Source organism: Pantoea sp. JZ29, assembly GCF_035190385.1.
GTDB classification, from domain to species: domain Bacteria; phylum Pseudomonadota; class Gammaproteobacteria; order Enterobacterales; family Enterobacteriaceae; genus Pantoea; species Pantoea stewartii.
Map to the genome: position 1 here is coordinate 3,254,438 of NZ_CP045241.1, position 24,653 is coordinate 3,279,090.

The following is a 24,653-nucleotide window of genomic DNA, read 5'->3' on the forward strand; positions in this document are numbered from 1 at the left end:
AGTACAGGCATCGACTCAAATTTCGACGTTAATGCTGAATCCTGCTGTTACGCCTGATGTGTGAAAATCGTCGGGTTTCATTAAAGGAATGCCCGTAAACAGGTCATAACTGACGCGCTGAATCAGGGTGCCTCTGATACCTGCTGCCGCTCCTGCCAACTGATGACCAACCAGGTAACGCGTTCCCGGGCCATCGACCCGTCCATAGTCGGCAGCAATATAAAATTCATGCCCACTTGCGAAAACGTTCCAGCCTAATTCATTGCGCCAGATCAGGCCTTTTTCTCCTGACAACATCTGTTCGCCGTCAAAGCCCCGAACGGTATAACGCCCGGCAATCGCCAGCCGTTCCTGAGGCGTGAGCGCGCTGCTGCTCCACTGAGTCCGTATCGTTGTGTAATAGCGGAAAGGTTGTTCCGCCAAAGAAAAGGGATGATTGAGACCAACATCACCGAACAACATGCCCGCACGTGCACTGCCGCTATTGGTTGATTCTTCAGGGGCTGGCGTTGCCCCCCAGGCACCCGTACCACGGCGCCAGTTAATACTGGCATCCAGGGTAGTGCTCCCCAGATAACTGCGCTGACTTACACCCAACTCCCAACCTGCCGTGCGTCGTCTCTGCTGATCTATTTCAATATCATTAACCGAGTTTGAGGAACGACGGCGATACGTACGCATGTTGAGGGTAGTTTTATTGGACTGATCGCGATAAAGCAGCCTGGAAACCGTCAGGACAACGTTTTCACTTCTTCCGTCGTAACTCAGGATCTCATTCGCGTTGGGAATGTTCTGGTGGTAGGTGTAGTCGTTATAGTTCGCAGAGAACGCCCAGTAACCTACAGGAAAGAAGTAATTCAAGGCATGGGAACGGTTGCCAAATGGCCCCTGCTCAAACATGTTTTTCCCGATGCTGGCATAAAATAAATCGTTTTGCGCCAGGGGAGAATCCACAGCAAGCGTTGCCGTCCCAAGATAGCGACCGGTACTTTGGGAACCGCTGTCATCAAGACCAATATTTAATCTGACAGGTCGTGTTTCCTGCCAGTTCACCACTAAATCACTGGTTGCTTCCCGCTCTCCGGGAACAATCTTGATATCTGCTGTTGCACTGGGAACACGTTTAAAGTTTTCAAGGCCTTGTTCAACATCACGCAGATTAAGAATATCGCCAGACGAGGCAGGCACAGCATTCCAGAGCCTGCCACGCCAGGAGACATCATTGCCAAAACGAATTTTTGCCACTCTGCCCGGCTGTACCGTAAGCACTAGCAGGCCTTTTGTCAGGTCTTGTTCCTGAGCCATGACCCGCGTTGTAACGTAGCCTTTTGCCAGAATCGCATTCTGGACTTTTTTAATAATCAACATGATGCCCTGACCGCCCAGGCAACGGCCTCTGGTATCGGCTACGGATTTCAACGCCCACTGAAATTGTTGTAAAGCCTCACCCTGCAACGCGATGGTATCTATAACAAAGCAAGGTTTTTCATTAGGGGGATAATCAGGCAAAACGGCATCCGGACGCTCAAGCCGGATATCTGCATGCGGTGTATTTTGCTCAAGCTGAGCACGCTCACGCGCCTGCTGGCGAAGTTGTTCATTTGCGCTTATGTCGGAGGCCGCGATTAATGCGCCATCCTCTGCTGCATAAACAAGCGCAGGTAAGAACATCAGGGAGAATAGTAAAGATGAAAACCACTTACTCGCCAACCCTGCCCCTACCCCTGGCACAATAAGAAAAGTCCTTTTAACCTTAACGTTCATTTTATAAATAGTAATAATATGTAACAAAGATGCGCATTATTAACGTTAGTCTTAAAAAAAACAAGATATGACTTAAGGGTTCCTGATGAGTGAAGAAAAACTATTCAAGCGTTTGCTGGGTTCTGTATGGATTTGTAACAAAAAGCTTCCGCAACCCCATATCCAGAAAAGACCTTAAATAACAGGCAATTAAATAATTTCAAATACTAATGAAAGATAAGCACAGTTTTAGAGTTGGGCATCAAATGACAATTTTTGCCGAAACTAAAAACGACGAGCCAGGCTACCATCTGCAGTAAAACAGAATGAAAAACTGTCTTAAGTCAGTTTTATCGACGATAAAAATTGTGCCCCAGATGCGTTAATCATTATCACGACAGCGAGTGATGATTAAACAGGGGTAGAATTAACCTTGGCAGCACAGGTTTTGCTACATCGTTATTGTGTTAATCTTCAAAGCGCTAATTATATCTGGAGGGGATGACTATTGGGAGTAAAGGAAATGACACTACTTATATCGCTTTTTTACTAAAAAATTATGAAAAAATGATATCCCGATTGCCGTTTTTACATTTTAACTAGTTCCGGGAAAGAGATGAAATCACGGTGAAAATATTTATCCGTCGGTAAGAAAGCGTCAAAGCATATACGGTAACTATTATTTTTAAACAGGCAAAGCCAATTTATGAACGAACATGAAATTTTTAATGCGAAATCGCCCAAAAAAATCATAGCAAAAAAATGGCACTCATGATTAATTTGAAAACAGTCTGCCAGCGCTGAAAGTGACTATTTATTGAATATCACAGCAATATTTCCTATGTCTTTTTTTACAGTATATACTTATTTTCCCACCAGACTTATGATTGTAAGGTGCCATGTGGACACGGTGGAGGTCGATATGAGAAATTTCGGTTTCGTCGTAATAGGTCTGGTTGGTTTTGCTGCATTCAGCGTTGCTTTTTGTGCCCTTTGCCTGACGACATCCGGTGTCATCCATTAGCTGCGCGGGAAATCCACGATATGGCCATTTGTGGCCATTTTGGTCAATATTATAACGCCCTCTACCTGCTCTGCCTTATCTCTTCGTTGCAGAGTCACAGCGCTAAGCGGTATCTGAACGTGCAACGACATGAAAATTTTAACGGAAGGTCTGCGATGTTCAGGTCAGCGCTCTTTGCCCTGCGTCTGACTTCTGCTAACTTTGTTATGAAAACGTTAACTTCAGACAAGGCAAGCTATGAATCAGTATGACAACCTCTGGAATGCTATCGAAACGCGCGTTAAGCAGAACAATGATGCCTCAACGCTGGATATGAGCCATTCCGATAATCTGATGGTTAACCAGGTGAAACAACGCACCGCGCAGATATTTATTCTTGAAATCATTTTGGATAAACATCGTAAACAATTTGGCACGCGTTATTTCCCGTTATCCGGCGAAGAAGCGCTTTATCATTTGATCTTTACGCGCACGAACTGGTTACCGGCACAAATCAGAACCCTTTCACTTTCTGATGCACTTTTTGTTATCGCAGAACTGTTTCGCGATGGCAATCTACAGGAGGGCGTCAGAAACTTTCTGGGCACGCAGGGACTGCGAAATGTCTCTTATCCCCTTGATGAGTTTTCAGACAGAGACTGGGCACCTAAGGAAAACGAGGTACATCTGTCCCTTCCCTGAGACAAACGTAACAGGATGCCGTAGGTGATATCACTGTGCCTGTGAGACTATCCCAGGCACAGTTGGCGCTAAAGAAAAAATGTCCTGGCCATCAAGCCGATAAAGTTGGTAACTTTCTTCTTTATCTGCTGGTCTTTCCCCCTGCCAGACAAGCGTGCCATCCACAAATTCCTGCGGATGCTTTTTATCGTGCTGTACCAGAAGCCAGTGACAGCGAAACGCACCTCTGTGCTTTCCTTCCCTTAGCGTGACTAAGCCGTCGTAATACTCCAGTAACGCGCGCTGCGGCTCGCCAAGGTGCCGACTGGCTACGCACTCATCTTTAGGCAGCCAGGCTCGCATCGGGATAAAGACGTCTGAATAACGCTTCGTATAATCCAGATAAGGCATGCCAAGCGTCATGGCCAACACCCAGCACAGGGTTATACAACTGGTGAAGATATATAAGGGGCTTTGTCGCGCTGCCCGATGGAAAAATACGATGCCACTCATCATCAGGGTAACCAGCAGTGCCACGCTAAACATAAGCGGATGGAACTCAGGCATAAATCCAGGTGCGCCTGGCGCCACCCACTTATTCCATAACGGGACAGGCCAACCGGTTATCAGTATGATCCCCGCGCCCCACATCACCGCAGGAAGCAGACAAAACAGGCCCAGAGACCAGGGCCGCAATTTTTCAGCCCACTCTGCTTTTCGTTGACACGCCCCCGCCGCTAATATTGCCAGTGGCAGCAACAACGGCATGGCATAGAGTTCGCGTGCATCTGCGGCGGCAGACAATGTAGCAAACCCTGCCACAAAAAACGTCAACAGGACTTTGACTGCCGGGCTAATGCCGTTTGCCCCGCTGCGCCATAACCACCATACCGCCATAGGAAGCGCTGGAAATGCATACCACGGAAGCAATTTAAGATAAAAGAACGGCTTCGCTTTCGGACCCAGTCTGGCGGTACCGTCAAATCGGCCAAAGTTATTCACCATAAGCCAGGTTGAAAACAGCTTTTCTGAACGCATCCAGAGCGCGTAAAGCCAGGGCGCGACCAGCGGGCAAAAAACCAAAAAAGCAATGGCACAAAAGATGACGTAGCGCCTGTTGCGAAATTCAGTATTGAGCAACGGTAACCCCATTGCCGTTACTCCCAGAATCCCGGGACCCAGTAGCCCCTTTGAGAGAAACATAACGGCAGCGCCCACGCCCAGTACAATGCCGCCAGCAACATGGCGTCGAATCCCCAACACGAAACCATAAATGCCGATGGCGCCGCCCGCCAGCAAAGCCGTATCGGTAATCATCTGGTGCGCCCGAATGGGAAAGCCGACACAGGCAAAGAGAATAAGAACAGCCCAGCGTCCGGCGCCCTTACCCAGTAACTCTCTGGCAGATAGTGCAATAGCGTAACAGGCGATCAGGATGAAGAAGCCCGTAGTCAGACGCGCTGCATCCGGCTCGCCTAATAACGGACTGAACAACCGAAGGAAAAACGACGCCACCACAAAATAGAGCGGCGGCTTTTCCATAAAAGGCTCACCTGCCAGCGTAGGCACTACCCAGTCACCGGTCTGCGCGATGTGGCGAATTAACCCAAAGGTATAAGCTTCGTCAGGCTTCCAGGGTTCATGTCCTACCAATCCTGGTAATAACCAGCAGCTAAAAATAATAAAGCATAAAAATAAGGGAATTTGCTGCGCAAGAGGAAAGAGGATCGGAATACGCTGCGTGCGAGTGTCGCTGCTGTTTGTGGATGTCAGAGGTATAAATGCATCCGGGGCAGCGGCCCGTGTAGCAGGAAAAATAACCTGAAAATGTTTTGTGTTCACGCGTTACTCGCTTGTTCTGACTACTTTCAGGTTGAGAGAATGCTTTCTTCAGCCCGTTAGCCTTTAATAGTTCATGCACATTTCCAACCTAATACAGCAGTCTCATTACTATCGTTATGTCAGCGCCTACAGTACCGCTCAGGTAACAAAACTCAACTCAAAACGGTCCGGGCGAAGTACGGAGATTGAATAATGAGTTTTCGGATAAGAATTCGACATTAAATAAGATAAAGAAGGCGAGATAAACGACAAATCAACACTTTACACTTTCGCAAAAAATCCTTTATGCCACGTATCTAATGCCACATGGTCGATAATTCATCATTTCATTCTGTTTACAATTGCGTTCAATACGTCGGTGCTTGTAAAACTACTCAGTTGTCTCACTCACAAGCATCCTGTACAGATCAGGTTATATCTCACGGCATCATCAGCTCCTTTAAGGCTGGCACGTAAGACCATAAGGATGGCTTAAGCAAGAGGAGCGGTTGTCAGAAAGGCAAAAAAGCTGATCTTTGGAAGGTTCTCTCTATAATGCACATTTGTCTGAAAGTCCGGGGTTTATGGAGATCCAGCTGATTTTCACGCCTTTATCTTTTTTTCACCAGAGATTTGTTGCCTTGTGGCTCAGGATGGATAAGATCGGCTAACTTCAAATGGTGGTGATGATGATAACGCTTTTTTCAAAATATTTCTCAGTAGGCATTCTTAACACCTTGATTCATTGGGTGGTTTTTTCAAGCCTCTATGCTACAGGTTCGTCACAAACCCTCGCTAACTTTGGGGGTTTCTGTGTTGCAGTCACTTTTTCATTTTTTGTTAATGCAAAATGGACATTCAGTTCTGAGGCATCGACGATTCGCTACATGATCTACGTGTTATTTATGGGTTCAATCGCCTCTCTTGTCGGTTGGATATCTGATAAAAGTATGCTTCCACCTTTATACACATTAGTAATATTCTCTATGATTAGCCTGATCTGTGGTTTCTTTTATTCTAAATATATCGTGTTCAGAGATTCAAAATGAAGATATCGTTGGTTGTCCCTGTTTATAATGAAGAAGACGCTATTCCTGTTTTTTATAAAACTGTTCGTGATTTTGAGTCATTAAAAAAACATACAGTTGAAATTGTTTTTATCAATGATGGTAGTAAGGATGCAACAGAAGCTATTATCAATGCGCTTGCGGTTTCCGATCCCCTCGTCGTCCCGCTCACTTTTACCCGGAATTTTGGAAAAGAGCCCGCACTTTTCGCGGGACTTGAGCATGCTACAGGGGATGCAGTTATCCCGATTGATGTAGATTTACAAGATCCTGTCAGTGTCATCCCTTTATTGATCGCGAAATGGCAGGATGGTGCTGATATTGTATTGGCAAAGCGCGCCGACCGGTCGACAGATGGAAGACTAAAAAGAAAGACCGCCGAATGGTTTTACAGTCTACACAATAAAATCAGCAACCCTAAGATTGAGGAAAATGTAGGCGATTTTCGTCTGATGTCACGACATGTTGTAGAAAATATAAAAAAGATGCCCGAAAGAAATCTATTTATGAAAGGGATTCTTTCGTGGGTGGGGGGTAAAACCGACGTTGTAGAGTATGTTCGTGCAGAACGCGTTGCTGGCGGTTCGAAGTTTAATAGCTGGAAACTCTGGAATCTGGCTCTCGAAGGCATAACCAGCTTTTCAACATTTCCACTCCGTATGTGGACCTACATCGGTTTGATCGTTGCTGGATTATCCTTCTTTTATGGTGCCTGGATGATTCTGGATAAAATGCTGTTTGGCAATAATGTACCAGGCTATCCTTCAATTCTGGTATCAATACTCTTCCTCGGCGGCGTTCAGTTAATCGGTATTGGCGTTCTGGGTGAATATATTGGCAGAATATACATTGAATGTAAGAACCGACCGCGTTATATACTAAAAAAGTAAATGGAATTTTAAATGATGTTTAGAGATGATAAAAAAATGCTGGCAATCTATTCCGCTTTAGCGTTTATTTTTATTTACCCTTTAATACAGGCAGGTGTTTTTTACAGAGATGATTTAGACAGAGCTATCACCGGGCAATACGGTTGGCGTGGATTAGGTCGCCCGATGGCCGATATAATCATGAAAATTTTGTCTGCGAGCGGCCATTCTAACCTCGATCTTTTTCCATTTACGATGATTGCATCATCAGTATTCATTGGAGGTGCATCACTGATGCTGGCTAAGCACCTGTTACGATACGATGTTCCTCATGTAAATCTGGTTGCTGCACTTCTGATTTTCAATCCCTTTTTTTTACAAAATATGGCCTACAGGTATGATTGTTTGGGAATGGCAATCGCCTTTTTTCTTGCGGTTACAGCCTACACTTACACTACTGTTAGCAGTATTCGTGGACGCTCCGTTAAAGTCATATCAGGTGTGCTGTCGCTGACCTTATATCAACCCTGCGTTAATATTTTTATCGCGCTTCTTGCCGTTGATATTGTCATATTAGCTGTTAAAAACGAATTAAACTTAGCTAAATTAACCAAGCTTATATTTAATAAAGCAATATTATTTATTTCCTTTGTTATTTTGTATATGCTTTTTTTCTCATCTAAGAACAACTCGCGCGGAGAACTTATTCCACCAAACAGAGAAGGAATGAATCATCTTTTCAATACAATATCTTCACTTAAAGATCTCGTCACTTCCTATTTTCACGGCCCCGTTTATATTTACTTCCTGATTCCAGTCGTAATAACACTCTTCGTTATTTTTTTTAGACATTGCCAAAATAAAAACAAAATCCTTCCTTTAGCAGGGTACTTTTTCATTGCAGCATTGATCTTTCTTGCTTCGTTAATGGGTCCTACAATTTTGCTTAAGGATGCTCCGGTAGCACCTCGGGCTATAACATCTTTCTCAGCTATTTTAATCGTGATTGCTATTCCTGTCGTATATTTCTTACCTCGGATGAAATATATCTCGCTAATACCAGTGATCACCTGCTTCGCTTTCAGCGCTCAATTAAGTAGCGCCCTGAAATCTCAGCGGGAATATGAAGAATTCGTTTTCAATATGGTTGCTCAGAAAATTATAAGCTATAAAGATATCGATACTGTACGCACGGTTGGCCAGGTCAATATTGATGAAAGAGCAAAATTATTAGAAAAAAACAAACCACTTATACGCTACTTTCTCAGCCCTGCGTCCGAGTTTTTAGCATCATTCCAGCTAATTAATAAGGGGCTGCCTCAGACTAAGCATGGGTATGGCGAGGAAAACGATAATCGCCAGCAACTCCAGAAAATGCTTAAAGAGGGGATAATACCTGTTGTGTCTAATTCGGCTTATTCTCTTTATATCGAAAAAAACACCGCCCTTGTAAAACTGGGAAGTTCCGATATTGATTTCTGATATCTCATTGCTCTCTTCATAATATATTGTGTTATGAAGAGAGCATCCATGCTTTACATGTTACATTATAAACACTCATAACTATTTGTCCTCAAAGCATTTCATACAGACCAACTTAAAAGTTAGATTTCTCTTCAGGCATTATTTTCCTTTAAAATAAAAAGACTGGGAAAGATTACGACAACGCTGATATGATTGTGCGGTATTCAGGCAGGATATGTTAAATCAGAGTACAGGGCATTTAACCTGCTAAAAAATTGAACCAGCGTCTTTTATGCTTAAACGAAGGTTTCGGCATGAGAGACTGGCCCCCCGGAATGCCGGAAGATAGCGGAAATTCATTATGGACTGGAAAGTGCTGAGCGATTTGCATACATTTTTTTAAACTCCCCTAAACGAAAAAAGCCCTGTAACGAGCAGGGCTGATAACCATTCAAAAAAATTTATCTATTTCTTATAAAAAGTGTATGATGAGCGCGGAGTATTCCCTGGTGTTGGCTGTGTTAGCCACCCTCACATCAACCTTTGAGGTTTCCGAGACCACTGGTGGTGTGAGGGTTTCTTTTTTAAATCATAAATTATATTGAACCTTAACCCCCTTCATAACAACTAGACTTTAGATTAAAAAAAACTAAACTAAAGTATAGTTAACGAAGCATTATCACTTTGCAATCAGTTACATAAGCGATAACTATCTCGAGCTAACTTCGGCTTGCGCTTGAGTTTTTTGTTCATCACCTTTAATTAACCACACAAACGCCTGAGCAGCATTATGCTCTGCCAGCACGTCGTTTCCAAGCGCCTTCAGACTGACTCCATGCCCCCGGAAAGAATAAAATCATCAGAAAAATTGATATTAACCGAGTTTACTGCGCTGCAAACTGACCCGTTCTGCTCTCCCACGTACAGCACTTGGTGCCAGTTCACCCCTTATCCTGGTTTCACTGAATCCTCTTTCGCCGGACCCATGTATGTTTCATATCGTCGTATAATTGTCATCATCCTGTGATAGGTTCTCTGAGGGGTTATACACGCTCTTCTTAAACGCACTGGAGTTGTTACATGAAAACGACAAAAGCCCACTCTTTAGAACAGGCTAATGAATTACTGTCCAAAGGACTGGCGAAGAATGTTGAGTTGTGTTTTGAATTGACCACGGATGAGTTTTTCAGATTCACCGATCACTGGTGTGATAAAGGGGCAAAAATTCTAAAAAAAGAACACTTTGTCGTTAAACTGAAGCCTTCCGCTTCGGTCTCCGACCCAGAGTAATTCTGTTCTTTGCCTGCTGACTGCGGTCTTAACGATCGAGACGCTAACCGCGTTTTTATACACGCAACGACAGTCAGTAGGTGTTTTTTCCCGGCTTGCTTTTTGAATAGCGCTGGAAATCCCTCCAGTAAAACCGGGTATAGTGCTGCCTGACCCGTCAAAATCCTTATACATCTCAGTTCAGCGTGCCGGTACAGCCCGTAAGCAGTAGCAGAACGACACAAAGCACCACGTTTATCACTCGCGGAGACATTCTGATTGAAGCGAGTAAATTACGGTCTTTTGATACGTGCTTATTGTGACCCGTTTTAGCGAAACGCTGAGACAGCATTAAAATGTCGAATGGCAGTAACAGCATTGCGGGGGTCAGCTTTGGCCGGTTCTCACTCTTTAATGGCTGCATTATGTTTTTCTCCGTCATCGAGTTTAACTGCGAGGTGGCTCACTGACATCTGTCACAACCCCGATAACCCTATATCCGCTAGCGAGTTCTGAATGGGTATACCTTGTAGCAATAAGAAAAAAATCGTGAACCAGCGCAATAGTGTTTCCAGTGCTAAATACGGCAACAAGCTTAATCAATTTCACTATGAACGTTACGTGATTAATTCCAAGGGTACTGCATGTCAGCTTATAAAGCATAATTAATGCATGTCTTTTTCTTAGCGCAGCGCTTAAAAAGCTGAAAAAAGACTAACATTATCGTTAAGTATGGTGTGGTAAGTGTAAAACGCTTATTAGACAGCACCATTTTGCTTTGCATCAGGCGCTAAAAATGCTCTTCCAGGGTGCTGTGGATAGCAATCAGCTGTCATTCCTTGCCAACGAAGCCATTTTTTCAGCAGTATTGGTAGTTCAACACCGCACTAGTGAGTATGAACTTAAAAATATGACAAAATGATGGCGAAGACAGTATGTCTGTAGCAAATCGCATCAAATGCAACAGCCAGCCTTTTTCAATGCGCAACCTTCAAACCGTCATTAATTATTAAAAAATAACATTCAAATCAATTATTTATCGATAGATAAATTAACATACAAAAATCAGATGTGAAGTTAAACCTTCGTAAATAAAAAGCCTGCGCTTTTAAAATTCTCTCTGGGTATAGACTCCCGTTATATAGTGAAGGAAGATTTAAAAGTCACTGCGATGAGCATCCATTATCTGACAGAAAAGACGAACAGCCCAGTAAAGCGTATTGTCATGGACAGGAGCTAATTCTCTGTCGGGCAAATTCACGAAGTACACTGCATAACTTTATCATGTACCGTTTATCGATAACCCATTTCCGTTACTTCTGGAGTCAGGGGCTCTCGGCCTTAGCTTCTTGCTGTACATTATTAAACGAAGAATCAAGACCGTGCTTCTTTATCCAGGCATTAAAAGTATGCGTGACGATATAGAGACATGCTGCTACCATGGAAACAGAATGAGTGCAATCAACGACCTGTTTGTCCGCTTAAATTTCAAACATTTTAGGATAACACTTACCATTCATGGACATATATCTTAACTCATATTAAATAACACTAAGATGTCTGTAAAAACCTATGGCGATTCAATAAATTCTCAGTTATATCTTGAGAAAAAAAATCCATTCCAGCCTCTTTCTGTAATTTTCTTTGAATATTTACACTTACGAGGCTATCAGACATATCTTCGATACGATTTTTACATTAACGTGAGTTGAAAAAAACAGCGCCCTATATAAGTTATAGAAAAATAAAGAGCGCTTGATTTTAATAAAAATTTACCGAAAAATTAATTCTGCCACTTTTCAATAATCACATTAACAGAGCCAGAATCATCCGCACGTTGCCAGTCTTCTAAATACAAGTCAAACCCGCCGCCCTGGGAAAAAGCATGGATAAGAGATGAAGATTGAAGCCCATCATTGTTTAAACCATAATAGCTTACAGAGGCGGTTTTATCTGCAGTTGTTGTACGATCGTAAGTTCTTAATGCGGCAGATTTTGAGTTTGTATTTCCTGTTTGTCCAGTGGCATAATCAATCCCTACCGAAGCCGAATCAATACGGAAACGATAGACTCCAGAAGCCACATTAGTTTCGTAATAAAGACTCCCACCGGGAACCGTATTATTATATCCATCTAAAGAAACAGTTTTATAGGGTTGCCAATCTGCCATAGCTGAAAAAGATGCTATTACAGAAGCAGTTAAGATAGAGGCTTTCAACGTTTTCATCATGGTTTAATTTCCTTAAGTGAGTCAACCAGCCTCTTATATATATCGGTATCTGACTCAGTTGTTAAGGGTATAAACTTTACTGGTGAACTACACAACAAAACACCTTTTGGGGCCTAAAATTTTAGCCTGAAGCTTTTATGCGTCATCAAACCGTCAACTCAGAATAATAAAATTCAATTATTTTACGAAATCTGATGTAGACTCATTAAAATTTTATATCAGCAACTTTAAAGTGAGAATAAATTGGTTACATAACCAATTTTCGATACTGAAAATATGCTCCAGCATCTGACATTGATCTTTTTTTATATAAACCAGAATGCTGAATAAATAATTTGAAAGGAGTAATAGGTGTCCTAAATCACTTGATACAAAGGGCAAAATGAGAGCCATTACCACTCAATTTTTATCACCTCGATTCCAGACGTTCCTTACCCGCTATCTGTTTCGATAGGGCTTTTTTCTTGATAGACTCAGGTTACTTTAAGACCTGTTAACCATGGTTAAAGAAAGGTATTGTTATGAACAATTACGGGAACAGGAAAAGAAAATCAAATTACTTTTCTACGTATGGCAAGCCTTTAGACCAGTCATTTAGTTAATTTTGCTCCATGCATGTCAAAGTTATATACCAAAGATGCGCTTGTCCGTCTGAATTTTCAGTAAGAAGTTCGGACCATAACCGCTTGCAGTCTTTAGCTTTTGGCTCCGTTTAGAGATATATCAAGATACATACCTCCACCATCGGAAAGTTTGTATGACTTTTCCCTGGGCTTCGCAGAGTCGATTTGGCGGGCTGTTAGCTTCATTTGGGGGCATCATTTCCATTGAACCTGTCGATGCCCCCTATCGTGCCCCCATATTGGTTAAGAACGCAATAGGTGACCCTGGACCGAAATGGACCAGTTAAGAGATTTATGTTCTGATTTTTAAGGGAAAAATAGACTTTAAGGGATGTGAATAGAAGAGAAAGTGGCGCGCCCTACAGGATTCGAACCTGTGACCTACGGCTTAGAAGGCCGGTGCTCTATCCAGCTGAGCTAAGGGCGCGGAGAGGTTGGGTCGAATTATACGGTTGAACGCTGTTACGTCAACGTTTTTGCCGCGCCGACGCGGTGAGTGCCCAGGTAATGACCAATTTTCGCTAATGTTTGTCTCGCCAGGCGCTCAGCGACACCAGGTTACTCACCTCGGCGGTTTCACCTTCCAGCTCAACGCCTTGCTGAGTCACGCGCGTATTATATTGCTCGCGTAGCGCATTAAGCTCATGACTATCCGGTTCCAGCTGGCGCAAAAAGCCCAACGCCAGCAACAACTGCTGGCGGGAAATCGTCGCGGTAAAGCCTGCCCGGCTGAGTGCGCCGTGCCAGCGCCAGAGATTTTCATCGCTGCCATCGACAATCATCACCTGCCAGATTACCAGCACTGCCGCACCATTATTCAGATGTGCTTCATTATCACCGCTGATGTAGTCGGTAAACTCTTTTGCCGCCTCCTTTCCCATCAGGGAAAGCATGGATTCGATATGAACCGGCGGGAGTTGTAGACGCTTACTGAGCGCCTGCGCGGCATGGCGCGAACCGGCGGTCAGCAGCTGGAAGCCTATAACAAACACGACAACTAAAGTGGCGATTATTAACCAAATCATTACGTCTTCCCTTCATTTCTCTGTCTGGCATCATAAGCGTTAACCCATACTTTCGTCACGGCGAAATGTCGGTAACCACACTGTGGTCAGAATCTCTACCTGACAGCCGGACGTGCTTCTGACAAAATAGGCGCCATTCCCGATTCAAACTCAACACAGTGGATTTACGCTCTGATGGCAGCAAAAATTATTGACGGTAAAACGATTGCGCAGCAGGTACGGCTTGAGGTTGCAGAAAAAGTGAAACAACGCCTGGCCGCCGGTAAACGTGCACCGGGTCTGGCCGTAGTTTTGGTAGGTGAGAATCCTGCCTCACAGATTTATGTCGGCAGCAAACGCCGCGCCTGTGAAGAAGTCGGCTTTATCTCCCGCTCTTACGATCTGCCCGACACCACCAGTGAAGCGGAATTGCTGCAGCTGATTGATACTCTGAACAGCGACAACACGATCGATGGCATTCTGGTGCAGCTGCCTTTGCCAGCCGGCATTGATAACGTCAAAGTGCTTGAGCGCATCACGCCCGATAAAGATGTTGATGGTTTCCATCCCTATAACGTTGGTCGCCTGTGCCAGCGTGCGCCAAAACTGCGCCCGTGCACCCCGCGCGGCATTGTGACACTGCTGGAGCGCTACAACATTGATGCTTACGGGCTCAATGCGGTGGTTGTCGGTGCATCAAACATTGTGGGCCGTCCCATGAGCATGGAACTGCTGTTAGCCGGCTGCACAACCACCGTCACGCACCGTTTTACCCGCGATCTGCGCCACCATGTTGAACACGCCGATCTGCTGATTGTCGCGGTCGGTAAACCCCATTTTATTCCGGGCGACTGGATTAAACCGGGCGCAATCGTCATCGATGTCGGTATTAACCGTCTTGAAAGCGGCAAAGTGGTCGGGGATGTGGATTATGAGGCTGCCTTTGAACGTGCTTCTTATATCACCCCGGTTCCGGGTGGCGTAGGGCCAATGACCGTGGCGACACTTATTCAAAATACCTTGCAGGCATGCGAAGCGTTTCATGATGGGGAGCAGGCATAATGGCTACGTTTTCTTTGGGGAAATTTCCCCACGTTGATCTCTGCGATCTGCTGAAACTTGAAGGCTGGGTAGAAAGCGGTGCACAGGCTAAAGTGGCGATCGGTGACGGCGACGTGCGGGTCGATGGCGAAGTCGAAACCCGTAAGCGCTGCAAAATCTTTCAGGGGCAAACGGTCGAGTTTGCCGGGCAGCGCGTTACCGTTGTTGCCTGATCCGCTGGTGCCCCTGGCGGGGCACCTTAAATCCGCGCCTCTCCCACTATCCGCGTCTCACCGTTAACCAGCTCCAGCGCAATGTGACTGACCTCTGCATGTTGTGCAATCAGCGTTGCCAGCCGGGGTGAATGGCTGGTGATCCATAACTGACTGAACTGACTGGCCTCGGCAATCAGGGCGGCAAGGGCAGGCAGTAAATCCTCATGCAGGCTGTTTTCAGGCTCGTTCAGCGCCATAAAGGCAGGCGGGCGCGGGCTGAGCAGCGCCACGACCAGGCACAGGAAGCGCAGCGTACCATCGGAAAATTCGGCGCTTTCCAGCGGGCGCAAAATGCCCTGGCGCTGCATCAGCATCTGAAAACGTCCGTTCTGCACATCCACCTGAAACTCAGTGTCCGGGAAGGCTGTTTTCATCACTTTATACAACAGTTCATGATGCCCACGTTCCACTATCGTTGCCCATGCTGCGGCAAGATTACTGCCATCATGGGCCAGAACGGGTGCGCGCACGCCAATCTGCGGCGAACGAATCGGTGAACCTGGCCAGACGGCAAACTCATGATAAAAGCGCCATGCTTTCAGGCGTTCACGCATCCGGGAAAGTTCGGGATAGCGGTGCGGCTCACCCAGCTGTCCAAACAGGGATTCTTCAGGATGCAGTACGCCAGCATAACTGACGCGCTCTCCGTCGATGTTATGCAGAAAGGCGGTCTGATTAGTGCGCTGCATAATGCAGGAAGACGGTCGGCGCTGCTGGCCACTCAGCCAGATGCGTTCTTCTTTAACCAGCGGATCCAGGTTAAACAGGCTGGTTGATAGCGGTTCAGGAAAACCGGTTTCCAGCTGGTAATCCATATCATCCATCGTCACGGCCAGGATGAGCCGCTTAGGATCATGTCGGCGGTCGCCACGGCGCAATCCGCCCGCCCACATCACTTTTTGCACCCCGCCCTCTTCGGCCAGCGCCAGCGCAAGCCGTCCGTTAGCCGCCTCGTGTAGCAGCCGCACCGCTTTATAAAGATTGGATTTACCACAGCCGTTGGGACCGCTCACCACGTTGAGCGGGTGCAGCGGAAGCATGAGATCGCGTACCGAACGGAAACCGCGAATGTGAATCTGCTTTATCGTCATCGACAAAAAAGGGCGATTGCTCGCCCTCTCCTGTGTTGCGTGTTATTTACGTCGCCAGGTGGAACCCTGCGGGCCGTCTTCCACAATCACGCCCAGCGCATTAAGCTTATCGCGTGCCACATCCGCCTGCGCCCAGTCTTTCGCCGCACGCGCATCGGCGCGGGCTTTGACCCAGTGTTCAATTTCAGCCACTTCATCGTCATTGCCTTGGGCACTGCTTTGCAAAAACACTTCCGGCTCCTGTTGCAGAATCCCCAATACATTGGCGATTTCACGCAGTTTTGCTGCCAGCGCACTGGCGGCCGTCATGTCTTCACTTTTCAGACGATTCACTTCACGCGCCATATCAAACAGCACCGAATAGGCTTCTGGCGTGTTGAAATCGTCGTTCATTGCTTCGCGGAAACGGGCTTCGAACGCCTCGCCACCGCTGGCTGCTACGGTGCGGTCAGTATGACGCAGCGCGGTGTAAAGGCGTTCCAGCGCGGCGCGTGCCTGGTTCAGGTTATCTTCACCATAATTTAGCTGGCTGCGATAGTGGCCCGACATCAGAAAGTAACGCACGGTTTCGGCATCATAATGCTGTAGCACATCGCGCACGGTGAAAAAGTTGTTCAGTGACTTCGACATCTTTTCACGGTCAATCATCACCATGCCGGAATGCATCCAGTAATTCACATACGGACCATCGTGGGCACAGGTCGACTGGGCGATTTCGTTTTCATGATGGGGAAACATCAGATCAGAACCGCCACCGTGAATATCAAAGTGCGCACCCAGCTGTTTGCAGTTCATCGCCGAACATTCAATGTGCCAGCCCGGACGACCGTTGCCCCACGGCGATGGCCATGAAGGTTCGTCCGCTTTGGACATTTTCCACAGCACGAAATCCATCGGGTTACGTTTCACGTCGGCAACCTCTACACGCGCACCTGCCTGTAGCTGCTCCAGATCCTGACGCGACAGTGCGCCATAATCAACATCGCTCAGGACATCAAACATGACATCGCCGTTATCCGCGACATAGGCGTGACCGCGGGCAATCAGCGTTTCCACCAGCGCAATGATGTCAGGAATATGGCGCGTGGCACGCGGCTCCACATCCGGCGGTAAAATCCCCAGCGCATCGAAGTCGCTGTGCATTTCGCCGATCATACGGTTGGTCAGCGTTTCGATGCTCTCGCCGTTCTCATTGGCTCGTTTGATGATTTTGTCATCAATGTCGGTAATGTTGCGCACATAATTGACGTCATAACCGACGTAGCGCAGATAGCGCGAAACCACGTCGAAGGCCACAAACGTGCGCCCGTGCCCAATGTGACAGAGGTCATACACCGTGATGCCGCAGACATACATGCCGATTTTGCCAGCATGAATAGGGGTGAATTCCTCTTTTTGTCGACTCAGGGTGTTGTAAATCTTCAGCATTGGGGGTTTCCGTAGTGAGGCGTGCGTAACGCACCGTTTTGAGTATCCTGTTATTGTGCCGTATTTTTATCTGTCACGCGACGCAAAGCAAGCCAACTGCGCTGCCTGGCTGACGTATTATCGGAAATTATGATATAAGAACGTTCGAGAAAAAGGCGTGTGCGCTTAAAAGCACACCCTATGCTACTGACGACAACCTTTACAGGACGAAAAAAATGGTAACTTTCCAGACTAACCATGGCGATATCGTGATCAAGACCTTCGATGACAAAGCGCCCGCAACCGTAAAGAACTTCCTGGATTACTGCCGTGAAGGTTTCTACGACAACACCATTTTCCACCGTGTGATTAACGGCTTTATGATTCAGGGCGGCGGTTTTGAGCCTGGCATGAAGCAGAAAGCCACCAAAGAAGAGATCCGTAACGAAGCCAACAACGGTCTGAAAAACACCAAAGGCACGCTGGCCATGGCCCGTACCTCTGCGCCGCACTCTGCGACCGCACAGTTCTTCATCAACGTGGCAGACAACGACTTCCTGAACTTCCGTGACGAAAGCCTGCAGGGCTGGGGTTACTGTGTATTTGCTGAAGTAGTTGAAGGGATGGACGTGGTAGAGAAAATCAAAGCGGTTTCAACTGGTCGCAGCGGTATGCATCAGGACGTACCGAAAGATGACGTCATCATTCAGAAAGTGACCGTTAGCGAGTAATGTCGCGCACGCTGTTTATCGCAGATCTCCATCTGTGTCAGGAAGAACCGGCGATTACCGCCGGTTTTCTGCATTTTTTGCAGCGCGAAGCGCCTCACTGCGACGCGCTTTATATTCTGGGCGATCTGTTCGAAGCCTGGATCGGTGATGACGATCCGAATCCGCTGCATCAACAGGTTGCCAGCGCCCTTCATGCCCTGCCCGTGCCGGTCTTTTTTATTCACGGCAACCGCGATTTTCTGATCGGCAAACGCTTTGCCCGCGCCAGCGGCATGACCTTATTGCCCGAGGAGCAGGTTCTGACGCTTTATGGTCACCGACTTCTGATTATGCATGGCGATACGTTGTGCACCGACGATGCGGGTTATCTGCAGTTCCGGGCGAAAGTGCATAATCTCTGGATTCAACGTCTGTTCCTGACGCTGCCGCTGTTTATTCGTAAACGGATTGCGGCACGGATGCGCGCCAACAGTAAACAGGCCAACCAGCATAAGTCGCTGGAGATTATGGATGTCAATCAACAGGCCGTGGTCGATGCGATGGTACGTCAGCAGGTGCCTTTACTGATTCATGGTCATACGCACCGCCCCGCCATCCATGATGTGTCGCTGAACGGAGCCCCCGCACAGCGCGCGGTATTGGGTGCCTGGCACAGCCGGGGATCAATGATCCAACTGGATGCAAACGGCATCCAGCTCATCGACTTCGATTTTTAGTCGTCCGGTGACATCGCGTTGCACACCTGCGCTGAGGCCCGTCGAGCGGCGCAAGGTACCCGGGGACTGTGCGAACGGGCGGCAGGCCAGCATAGTGAAACGCGTTCACGCCCTGCCGCCTGCCTTCCCCGCCCTGCGGTGAGCTGAGTTGTCTCACTCAGGCCGTATGCATTCCTGATGCGATAAGCTTATCGTCTGACGCTAACCCGCCCGACGCAACCGTTTTCCTTCCGCCTTTCTCATGGTATTCTCTGTGCCCTTCAAAACCTGTCCGCCTGGTCAGGTGTGTTTTTATTCACAGGAGTTGACCGCATGTCGTCGAATGCCGCCCCGGCCCGCATCGCAGTTGTTATGGGTTCCAAAAGTGACTGGTCCACCATGCAGTTCGCTGCGGAAATCCTTACCAGCCTGGACGTGCCCTTCCATGTGGAAGTGGTGTCAGCGCACCGTACCCCGGATAAACTGTTTAGCTTTGCGGAAACCGCAGCGGACAACGGTTTTCAGGTGATTATTGCCGGTGCCGGTGGCGCGGCGCATTTGCCAGGGATGCTGGCTGCCAAGACCCTGCTGCCGGTACTCGGTGTGCCGGTACAGAGCGCCGCGCTGAGCGGCGTCGACAGCCTCTACTCGATTGTGCAAATGCCACGCGGCATTCCGGTCGGCACGCTGGCCATTGGCAAAGCGGGCGCCGCTAACGCAGCCCTGCTGGCGGCGCAGATTCTGGCGATTCATGACAGCGCGCTGGCGTCACGTCTGGCCGCCTGGCGTCAGTCACAGACCGATGAGGTACTGGACAATCCGGACCCGCGGGAGGAAGCATGAAGCCGGTTTGCGTACTGGGTAACGGACAGCTTGGCCGTATGTTACGTCAGGCGGGCGAGCCTATGGGCATTGCCGTGCATCCGGTTGGCCTGGATGCCGACCCTGCTGCCCTGCCTATCGCCGGGAGCGTGATTACGGCTGAGATCGAACGCTGGCCCGAGACGGCACTGACGCGCGAACTCGCGAGCCACCCGGCCTTTGTGAATCGCGATATTTTCCCGCGGCTGGCCGACCGTCTGACGCAAAAACAGCTGCTGGATCAGCTCAGTCTGGCGACTGCCCCCTGGCAACTGCTGGCGGATAAAGGTGAATGGCCGCACGTTTTCAAAACGTTGGGCGAACTGGCTATTGTTAAGCGCCGCACGGGCGGTTATGACGGTCGTGGTCAATGGCGGTTACGTGCCGGTGAAACCGATACGTTACCCGACGACTGTTATGGTGAATGCATTGTCGAACAAGGCATTAACTTCTCGGGGAAGTGTCGCTGGTCGGCGCGCGCGGCCATGATGGCAGCACCGTATTTTATCCGCTGACACATAATCTGCATGAAGAAGGCATTCTGCGTACCAGCGTTGCGTTCCCGCAGGCAGATGCCGCGCAGCAACAGCAGGCTGAGGCGATGTTAAGCGCCATCCTGCACGAGCTGAACTACGTCGGCGTCATGGCCATGGAATGCTTTGTCACGCCGCAGGGATTGCTGATTAACGAACTGGCACCTCGCGTTCACAACAGCGGGCACTGGACTCAGAACGGGGCCTCAATCAGTCAGTTTGAACTTCACCTGCGCGCTATTCTGGGTCTGGCTCTGCCACAGCCCGTGGTCATTGCGCCCTCAGTGATGGTTAACCTGATTGGCACAGCGTTAAATACTGACTGGCTCCAGCAGCCGCTGGTGCATTTGCACTGGTACGACAAAGCGGTGCGTGAAGGACGCAAAGTCGGTCACCTCAACCTGACCGACAGCGACCAGAGCCGTCTCGCTGCCGCCTTGCAGGCCTTGTTGCCGCTGTTACCTGCCGGGTATGCCAGCGGTATTCGCTGGGCAGCAGCCAAGCTGTAAATCTGTTCACGACCGGGCGCAGTATCATCGCGCCCGGTCGGTTTTACGTCGCGTCAAACGTCCTGAACAACGCATTGCCTTTCAACAAACGCACGCCCAGCCAGCCACCACAGAGCGACAGTAAGAGCGCGCCGCCCAGCGGTAAGGCCAGCCACAATGTCCAGTCGGGTTGCCACGGAAAATCAAAGATTTTACGCTGCAATGCCCAGAGTGCGGCCTCAGCACCGAGCGCCGCCGCAATGCCCGAGACGACGCCAATCAGCGCAAATTCACACCACAACGTAGTGCGCAGCAGACGTTTGCCCGCGCCCAGCGTGCGATAGACGACCAGCTCCTGTCGGCGCTGGCGCATCCCCACCTGAATCTGCGCCATGAGCAGTAATACACCGCAGGCCGTGACCAGCACCACCATGATTTCCAGTGCCTGGCTGACCTGGGTCAGAACCTGTCCAATCTGACGCAGGATACTGCCGATATCCAGCAGACTCAGCGTGGGAAATGTGCGGTTAAGCTGCGCCAGTAATGCGGCACGGTTGTCCAGACGGAAACTGGTCAGCCAGGTCAGCGGCTGGCTGTCCAGCGCGCCGGGGGGAAAAATAAAGAAGAAATTGGGGCGCAGGCTTTCCCAGTCCACTTTTCGCAGACTGGTGATTTTGGCGCTGAACCGCTGCGTATCGCCCTCAAAGGTCAAACTGTCGCCCGGTTTTACCCCCAGGCGATCGGCCAGCGCCACCTCCATGGACACTTCTCCGGCTTTCGGCGGCCAGCTCCCCGCGACAAGCGGATTATGATCGGGAAGCGTTGCCAGCGCAGTCAGATTCAGTTCGCGGTTCAGCGCGTTGTCCCGTGCGGGATCGGCAGGCTGACCGTTAATCTCACTCAGGCGCATGCGCGCAATCGGGTAAAAGGTTTCAGGTTTAACCTGATGCGACTGCAGAAACTCACGCACCTGCGGAATCTGCTCCGCCGTGATGTTGAGCAGGAAAAAGTTCGGGCTGTCTGCGGGCAACTGCTGCTGCCAGCGATCCAGCAGATCACCCCGCATCACCAGCAGCAACGCCAGTAACATAAACGACAGGGAAAAGGCGGCAAGCTGACTCAGCGTCATAGCAGGCTGACGCAGTAAACGATTAATGGCAAGCCGCAGCGCCAGATTACGTACGGACAAACGACGCAGAAGCAGTAATGTGCCCCAGCCGAGCAGGGCCAGCAGCCCTGCCAGCACCATTACGCCCGCCAGCAGTGCCCAGAGCATTTTGCTGCCGCCGACCAGTACCGCCAGCAGCGCCACCACCAGTAAGCCCATCGCGGGCAGATAGATTTTCAGCGGCCAGACGGCGGCAACGGCATCGCGTCGCAACACGCGTAACGGCTGTGTCGCCAGCAGCAAGCGGTAAGGACGTAATCCCACCAGCAGGGAAATCATAAACAGCGAACCGATCGCCCACACCCACGGCCACAGGCTGGCCGCTGGCAGAGACGCCGGCAGCACCGGTTTCAACATCGCCATCAGGATGGCTTCAACCACCTGACCGACTGCGCCACCGGCCAGGGCGGCCAGCAGCAACACCGCCAGCCACTGACCGATGATCAATCGTTGTAACGCGCCGCGCGTGGCACCCAGCGTTTTCAGCACGGCCACCAGATCGTAGCGGCTGCGGCAGTAGTGACTCATGGCGACCGCCACCGCGGCAATGGCGAGCATCAGCGTTAACAGAGCAGATAACAGCAAAAACTGCTGGGCACGCTGCATGGAGCGGCCCAGCGCGTCTTCCGAATTTTCAATACTGATCCAGCGCTGCCCGGTTTTAATCTGTGGCGTTATCCAGCGGTCATACGTGTCCAGTTGCTGAGGCTTGCCTGCGAATTTATAGCGCCAGGTGAGGCGACTGCCGGGCTGGATGGCACCGGTTTTATCCGCGTCAGCCAGGTTAATCAGTAAACGCGGGGCCATCTCAAACGGATTAAAACCGCCATCTGGCTCCTGGATAATCTCACCCGTAATACGTAGCGTGGTATCGCCCACATCCAGTTCATCGCCGACGTGCAGATTAAGCAGTGCCATTAAACGCGGCGCGGCCAGCGCGGTACCGGGCTGGGGCTTCAGGCCTGGCGGCTGCGTTTTCAGCTCACCAAACATCGGATAAGTGTTTTCTACGGCTTTCACCGCAGCCAACTGCGGTGTCTGACCGGCAAAAGTCATGGTCATAAAGCTTAACTGTCGGCTGACTGACAACCCCGTTTCGCGGGCTTTATCCAGCCATGCCGCCGGCGCAGCCGTGCTGCTGCGCAACGTGCGATCGCCCGCCATAAAATCCCGGCTCTGCTGGCTCAGCCCCTTTTCCATGCGATCGCTAATCGATCCCAGCGCCAGCACACAGGCGACAGCCAGCGTTAACGCCAGCCAGACGATCAATAATGAGGGCGAGCGCCACTCACGCCAGAACCACCGCCAGATCATTTTTCCTCCCATAATTTTCCCTCGCGCAGACGCAAACGGCGGTCACAACGCGCCGCCAGCTGCGCATCGTGGGTAACCAGAATTAACGTCGTGGCAAAATCGCGATTGAGGGAAAATAACAGGTCGGCAATGCGATGGCCGGTGTGGCGATCCAGATTGCCTGTGGGTTCATCGGCAAACAGCAGCCCCGGACGGCCGCTGAACGCCCGCGCCAGCGCAACGCGTTGTTGTTCGCCGCCGGATAACTGCGCAGGAAGATGCTGCAAACGCCCGGCCAGGCCTAACTGCGTCAGGAGATCGCGCGCCTGGTCGCGACTCTGCCGATCGCTCTCACCGCGCAGCAGTGCAGGTAACTGGACGTTTTCCAGCGCGTTGAGCGTGGGCACCAGCATAAATGACTGGAACACGAACCCGACCTGCTTCGCGCGCAACGCGGCACGCTGTTCTTCGTTCATGTGATGTAACGGCTGCCCCAACAGATGCACTTCACCTTCGCTGCCGTCATCCAGCCCGGCCAGAATGCCCAGCAAGGTAGATTTACCGGATCCTGACTCGCCAATCAGGGCTATCGTTTCTGCTGGTTTGACAACTAACTCAACTCCGGTAAGGATGGTTAACTGATGCTCTCCCTGACCCACGGACTTAGTAAGATGATGAACTTCAAGAATGTTTTCCGCTGGCATTATCCTTTCCTGTTATTGTGCTGTCTGTTGGTGTCCCGTCTTGCTGCGGCCGATACGTTGCTGGTGCTGGGTGACAGCCTGAGCGCAGGCTATCAAATGTCAGCCAGTCAGGCCTGGCCCAGCCTGCTGAATAAACAGTGGCAGCAGCAGCCCAGCGTCGTGAATGCCAGTATCAGCGGTGATACCGCCGCACAAGGGCTGGCACGCTTACCTGCCCTATTAAAACAACATCAGCCGCAGTGGGTGTTAATCGAACTGGGCGGTAATGACGGTCTGCGCGGCTTTCCTCCCAAAGACGTGGCGCAAACGCTGGGCACCATCATCGATCAGGTGAAAGCCGCAAAGGCAAAACCGATTCTGATGCAGATACGTTTACCCGCGAACTATGGCCGCCGTTATACTGATGCCTTCCGCGATATTTATCCGCAACTGGCAAAACAGTACGACATTGCTTTAGTGCCCTTTTTTATGGAGCAGGTTTATTTGAAACCGGAATGGATGCAGCAGGATGGGATTCACCCCAATCCTGATGCCCAACCGTTTATCGCCGACCTGATGGCAAAAGAGCTGGCTCCCTTAGTTAAGCAGTAGT

Annotated in this window: 19 protein-coding genes, 1 tRNA gene and 2 pseudogenes; 12 read left to right on the forward strand and 10 right to left on the reverse strand. The window is 49.3% G+C overall.

The window, feature by feature from the left end; all coding sequences use genetic code 11:
* Positions 1-15: 15 nt before the first annotated feature.
* Positions 16-1,671 carry a ShlB/FhaC/HecB family hemolysin secretion/activation protein gene (locus GC090_RS15200; RefSeq protein WP_324020296.1) on the reverse strand — a complete coding sequence of 552 codons (1,656 nt, stop codon included), beginning with the start codon at positions 1,669-1,671 and terminating at the stop codon, positions 16-18.
* 1,333 nt (positions 1,672-3,004) lie between these two features.
* Here GC090_RS15200 and GC090_RS15205 point away from each other — a divergent pair.
* Positions 3,005-3,448 (forward strand): ECs1072 family phage-associated protein, encoded by a 444-nt coding sequence (locus GC090_RS15205; protein WP_039342951.1) that lies wholly within the window; start codon positions 3,005-3,007, stop codon positions 3,446-3,448.
* A gap of 30 nt (positions 3,449-3,478) precedes the next feature.
* On the opposite strand, the gene GC090_RS15210 is transcribed toward GC090_RS15205, so the two are convergent.
* A complete protein-coding gene (locus GC090_RS15210; RefSeq protein ID WP_324020298.1) occupies positions 3,479-5,080 on the reverse strand; it encodes an ArnT family glycosyltransferase in 1,602 nt (533 codons plus the stop codon).
* 857 nt (positions 5,081-5,937) lie between these two features.
* On the opposite strand from GC090_RS15210, the gene GC090_RS15215 reads away from it, so the two are divergent.
* From GC090_RS15215 to GC090_RS15230, 4 genes are all read left to right on the forward strand, one after another.
* A complete protein-coding gene (locus GC090_RS15215; RefSeq protein ID WP_262960084.1) occupies positions 5,938-6,297 on the forward strand; it encodes a GtrA family protein in 360 nt (119 codons plus the stop codon).
* Positions 6,294-7,205 carry a glycosyltransferase family 2 protein gene (locus tag GC090_RS15220; protein WP_262959937.1) on the forward strand — a complete coding sequence of 304 codons (912 nt, stop codon included), beginning with the start codon at positions 6,294-6,296 and terminating at the stop codon, positions 7,203-7,205. Before GC090_RS15215 ends, GC090_RS15220 begins: the two co-directional genes overlap by 4 nt.
* A gap of 12 nt (positions 7,206-7,217) precedes the next feature.
* The gene (locus GC090_RS15225; RefSeq protein WP_324020300.1) at positions 7,218-8,666 is read left to right on the forward strand and encodes a glucosyltransferase domain-containing protein; all 1,449 of its coding nucleotides are present in this window, start codon (positions 7,218-7,220) and stop codon (positions 8,664-8,666) included.
* A 1,062-nt stretch (positions 8,667-9,728) separates the two neighbouring features.
* Entirely contained in the window at positions 9,729-9,938 is a 210-nt protein-coding gene (locus GC090_RS15230) for a hypothetical protein (protein ID WP_033738740.1), read from the forward strand.
* A gap of 1,762 nt (positions 9,939-11,700) precedes the next feature.
* Here GC090_RS15230 and GC090_RS15235 read toward each other — a convergent pair.
* From GC090_RS15235 to GC090_RS15250, 4 genes and pseudogenes are all read right to left on the reverse strand, one after another.
* Positions 11,701-12,147 (reverse strand): hypothetical protein, encoded by a 447-nt coding sequence (locus GC090_RS15235; RefSeq protein WP_324020302.1) that lies wholly within the window; start codon positions 12,145-12,147, stop codon positions 11,701-11,703.
* A 701-nt stretch (positions 12,148-12,848) separates the two neighbouring features.
* A pseudogene (locus GC090_RS15240) lies at positions 12,849-12,956 on the reverse strand (Arm DNA-binding domain-containing protein); the annotation flags it as partial.
* Between the two features lie 164 nt (positions 12,957-13,120).
* A tRNA-Arg gene (locus tag GC090_RS15245) sits at positions 13,121-13,197 on the reverse strand.
* A gap of 94 nt (positions 13,198-13,291) precedes the next feature.
* Positions 13,292-13,795, reverse strand: a complete 504-nt coding sequence (locus GC090_RS15250) for a DUF1198 family protein (RefSeq protein WP_054634384.1) — start codon at positions 13,793-13,795, stop codon at positions 13,292-13,294.
* Positions 13,796-13,969: 174 nt separating this feature from the next.
* Here GC090_RS15250 and folD point away from each other — a divergent pair, with 174 nt between their 5' ends.
* Together folD and ybcJ are read left to right on the forward strand one after the other, a co-directional pair.
* Positions 13,970-14,836: a bifunctional methylenetetrahydrofolate dehydrogenase/methenyltetrahydrofolate cyclohydrolase FolD gene (folD, locus tag GC090_RS15255; protein WP_006117852.1), complete on the forward strand. Its 867-nt coding sequence runs from the start codon at positions 13,970-13,972 to the stop codon at positions 14,834-14,836.
* Entirely contained in the window at positions 14,836-15,048 is a 213-nt protein-coding gene (ybcJ, locus tag GC090_RS15260; RefSeq protein ID WP_039338457.1) for a ribosome-associated protein YbcJ, read from the forward strand. The genes folD and ybcJ overlap by 1 nt, the downstream gene beginning before the upstream one ends.
* 26 nt (positions 15,049-15,074) lie before the next feature.
* Here ybcJ and GC090_RS15265 read toward each other — a convergent pair whose 3' ends face one another.
* Complete coding sequence (locus GC090_RS15265) at positions 15,075-16,181, reverse strand: AAA family ATPase (RefSeq protein WP_324021608.1); 1,107 nt, start codon at positions 16,179-16,181, stop codon at positions 15,075-15,077.
* 42 nt (positions 16,182-16,223) lie between these two features.
* Positions 16,224-17,609: a cysteine--tRNA ligase gene (cysS, locus tag GC090_RS15270; RefSeq protein WP_054634387.1), complete on the reverse strand. Its 1,386-nt coding sequence runs from the start codon at positions 17,607-17,609 to the stop codon at positions 16,224-16,226.
* A 215-nt stretch (positions 17,610-17,824) separates the two neighbouring features.
* On the opposite strand from cysS, the gene ppiB reads away from it, so the two are divergent.
* The 4 genes and pseudogenes from ppiB (at position 17,825) to purK (ending at position 20,917) form a co-directional block, all read left to right on the forward strand.
* On the forward strand, positions 17,825-18,319 hold the full coding sequence (gene ppiB / locus GC090_RS15275) for a peptidylprolyl isomerase B (RefSeq protein ID WP_006117856.1): 495 nt from the start codon (positions 17,825-17,827) through the stop codon (positions 18,317-18,319).
* A complete protein-coding gene (lpxH, locus tag GC090_RS15280) occupies positions 18,319-19,035 on the forward strand; it encodes a UDP-2,3-diacylglucosamine diphosphatase (RefSeq protein ID WP_164483032.1) in 717 nt (238 codons plus the stop codon). The genes ppiB and lpxH overlap by 1 nt, the downstream gene beginning before the upstream one ends.
* Positions 19,036-19,347: 312 nt before the next feature.
* Positions 19,348-19,857: a 5-(carboxyamino)imidazole ribonucleotide mutase gene (purE, locus tag GC090_RS15285; RefSeq protein ID WP_006117858.1), complete on the forward strand. Its 510-nt coding sequence runs from the start codon at positions 19,348-19,350 to the stop codon at positions 19,855-19,857.
* Positions 19,854-20,917: pseudogene (gene purK, locus GC090_RS15290) on the forward strand (5-(carboxyamino)imidazole ribonucleotide synthase). Before purE ends, purK begins: the two are co-directional and overlap by 4 nt.
* A 43-nt stretch (positions 20,918-20,960) precedes the next feature.
* Here purK and ybbP read toward each other — a convergent pair.
* Both ybbP and ybbA read right to left on the reverse strand, forming a co-directional pair.
* Complete coding sequence (gene ybbP / locus GC090_RS15295) at positions 20,961-23,378, reverse strand: putative ABC transporter permease subunit YbbP (RefSeq protein WP_324021610.1); 2,418 nt, start codon at positions 23,376-23,378, stop codon at positions 20,961-20,963.
* Positions 23,375-24,061, reverse strand: a complete 687-nt coding sequence (ybbA, locus tag GC090_RS15300) for a putative ABC transporter ATP-binding protein YbbA (RefSeq protein WP_324020305.1) — start codon at positions 24,059-24,061, stop codon at positions 23,375-23,377. The genes ybbP and ybbA overlap by 4 nt, the downstream gene beginning before the upstream one ends.
* Between ybbA and tesA the strand changes: the two genes are divergently transcribed.
* Positions 24,029-24,652: a multifunctional acyl-CoA thioesterase I/protease I/lysophospholipase L1 gene (tesA, locus tag GC090_RS15305; protein WP_174250603.1), complete on the forward strand. Its 624-nt coding sequence runs from the start codon at positions 24,029-24,031 to the stop codon at positions 24,650-24,652. The genes ybbA and tesA overlap by 33 nt on opposite strands.
* The last annotated feature ends 1 nt before the right edge of the window (position 24,653 follow it).

Bases quoted from the DNA above. Each gene is read 5' to 3' on its own strand.
- GC090_RS15200 (WP_324020296.1), bottom strand. From the start codon at position 1,671: ATGTTCTTACCTGCGCTTGTTTATGCAGCAGAGGATGGCGCATTAATC.
- GC090_RS15205 (WP_039342951.1), top strand. From the start codon at position 3,005: ATGAATCAGTATGACAACCTCTGGAATGCTATCGAAACGCGCGTTAAG.
- GC090_RS15215 (WP_262960084.1), top strand. From the start codon at position 5,938: ATGATAACGCTTTTTTCAAAATATTTCTCAGTAGGCATTCTTAACACC.
- GC090_RS15220 (WP_262959937.1), top strand. From the start codon at position 6,294: ATGAAGATATCGTTGGTTGTCCCTGTTTATAATGAAGAAGACGCTATT.
- GC090_RS15225 (WP_324020300.1), top strand. From the start codon at position 7,218: ATGATGTTTAGAGATGATAAAAAAATGCTGGCAATCTATTCCGCTTTA.
- GC090_RS15230 (WP_033738740.1), top strand. From the start codon at position 9,729: ATGAAAACGACAAAAGCCCACTCTTTAGAACAGGCTAATGAATTACTG.
- GC090_RS15235 (WP_324020302.1), bottom strand. From the start codon at position 12,147: ATGATGAAAACGTTGAAAGCCTCTATCTTAACTGCTTCTGTAATAGCA.
- GC090_RS15250 (WP_054634384.1), bottom strand. From the start codon at position 13,795: ATGATTTGGTTAATAATCGCCACTTTAGTTGTCGTGTTTGTTATAGGC.
- folD (WP_006117852.1), top strand. From the start codon at position 13,970: ATGGCAGCAAAAATTATTGACGGTAAAACGATTGCGCAGCAGGTACGG.
- ybcJ (WP_039338457.1), top strand. From the start codon at position 14,836: ATGGCTACGTTTTCTTTGGGGAAATTTCCCCACGTTGATCTCTGCGAT.
- GC090_RS15265 (WP_324021608.1), bottom strand. From the start codon at position 16,181: ATGACGATAAAGCAGATTCACATTCGCGGTTTCCGTTCGGTACGCGAT.
- cysS (WP_054634387.1), bottom strand. From the start codon at position 17,609: ATGCTGAAGATTTACAACACCCTGAGTCGACAAAAAGAGGAATTCACC.
- ppiB (WP_006117856.1), top strand. From the start codon at position 17,825: ATGGTAACTTTCCAGACTAACCATGGCGATATCGTGATCAAGACCTTC.
- lpxH (WP_164483032.1), top strand. From the start codon at position 18,319: ATGTCGCGCACGCTGTTTATCGCAGATCTCCATCTGTGTCAGGAAGAA.
- purE (WP_006117858.1), top strand. From the start codon at position 19,348: ATGTCGTCGAATGCCGCCCCGGCCCGCATCGCAGTTGTTATGGGTTCC.
- ybbP (WP_324021610.1), bottom strand. From the start codon at position 23,378: ATGATCTGGCGGTGGTTCTGGCGTGAGTGGCGCTCGCCCTCATTATTG.
- tesA (WP_174250603.1), top strand. From the start codon at position 24,029: ATGATGAACTTCAAGAATGTTTTCCGCTGGCATTATCCTTTCCTGTTA.
- ybbA (WP_324020305.1), bottom strand. From the start codon at position 24,061: ATGCCAGCGGAAAACATTCTTGAAGTTCATCATCTTACTAAGTCCGTG.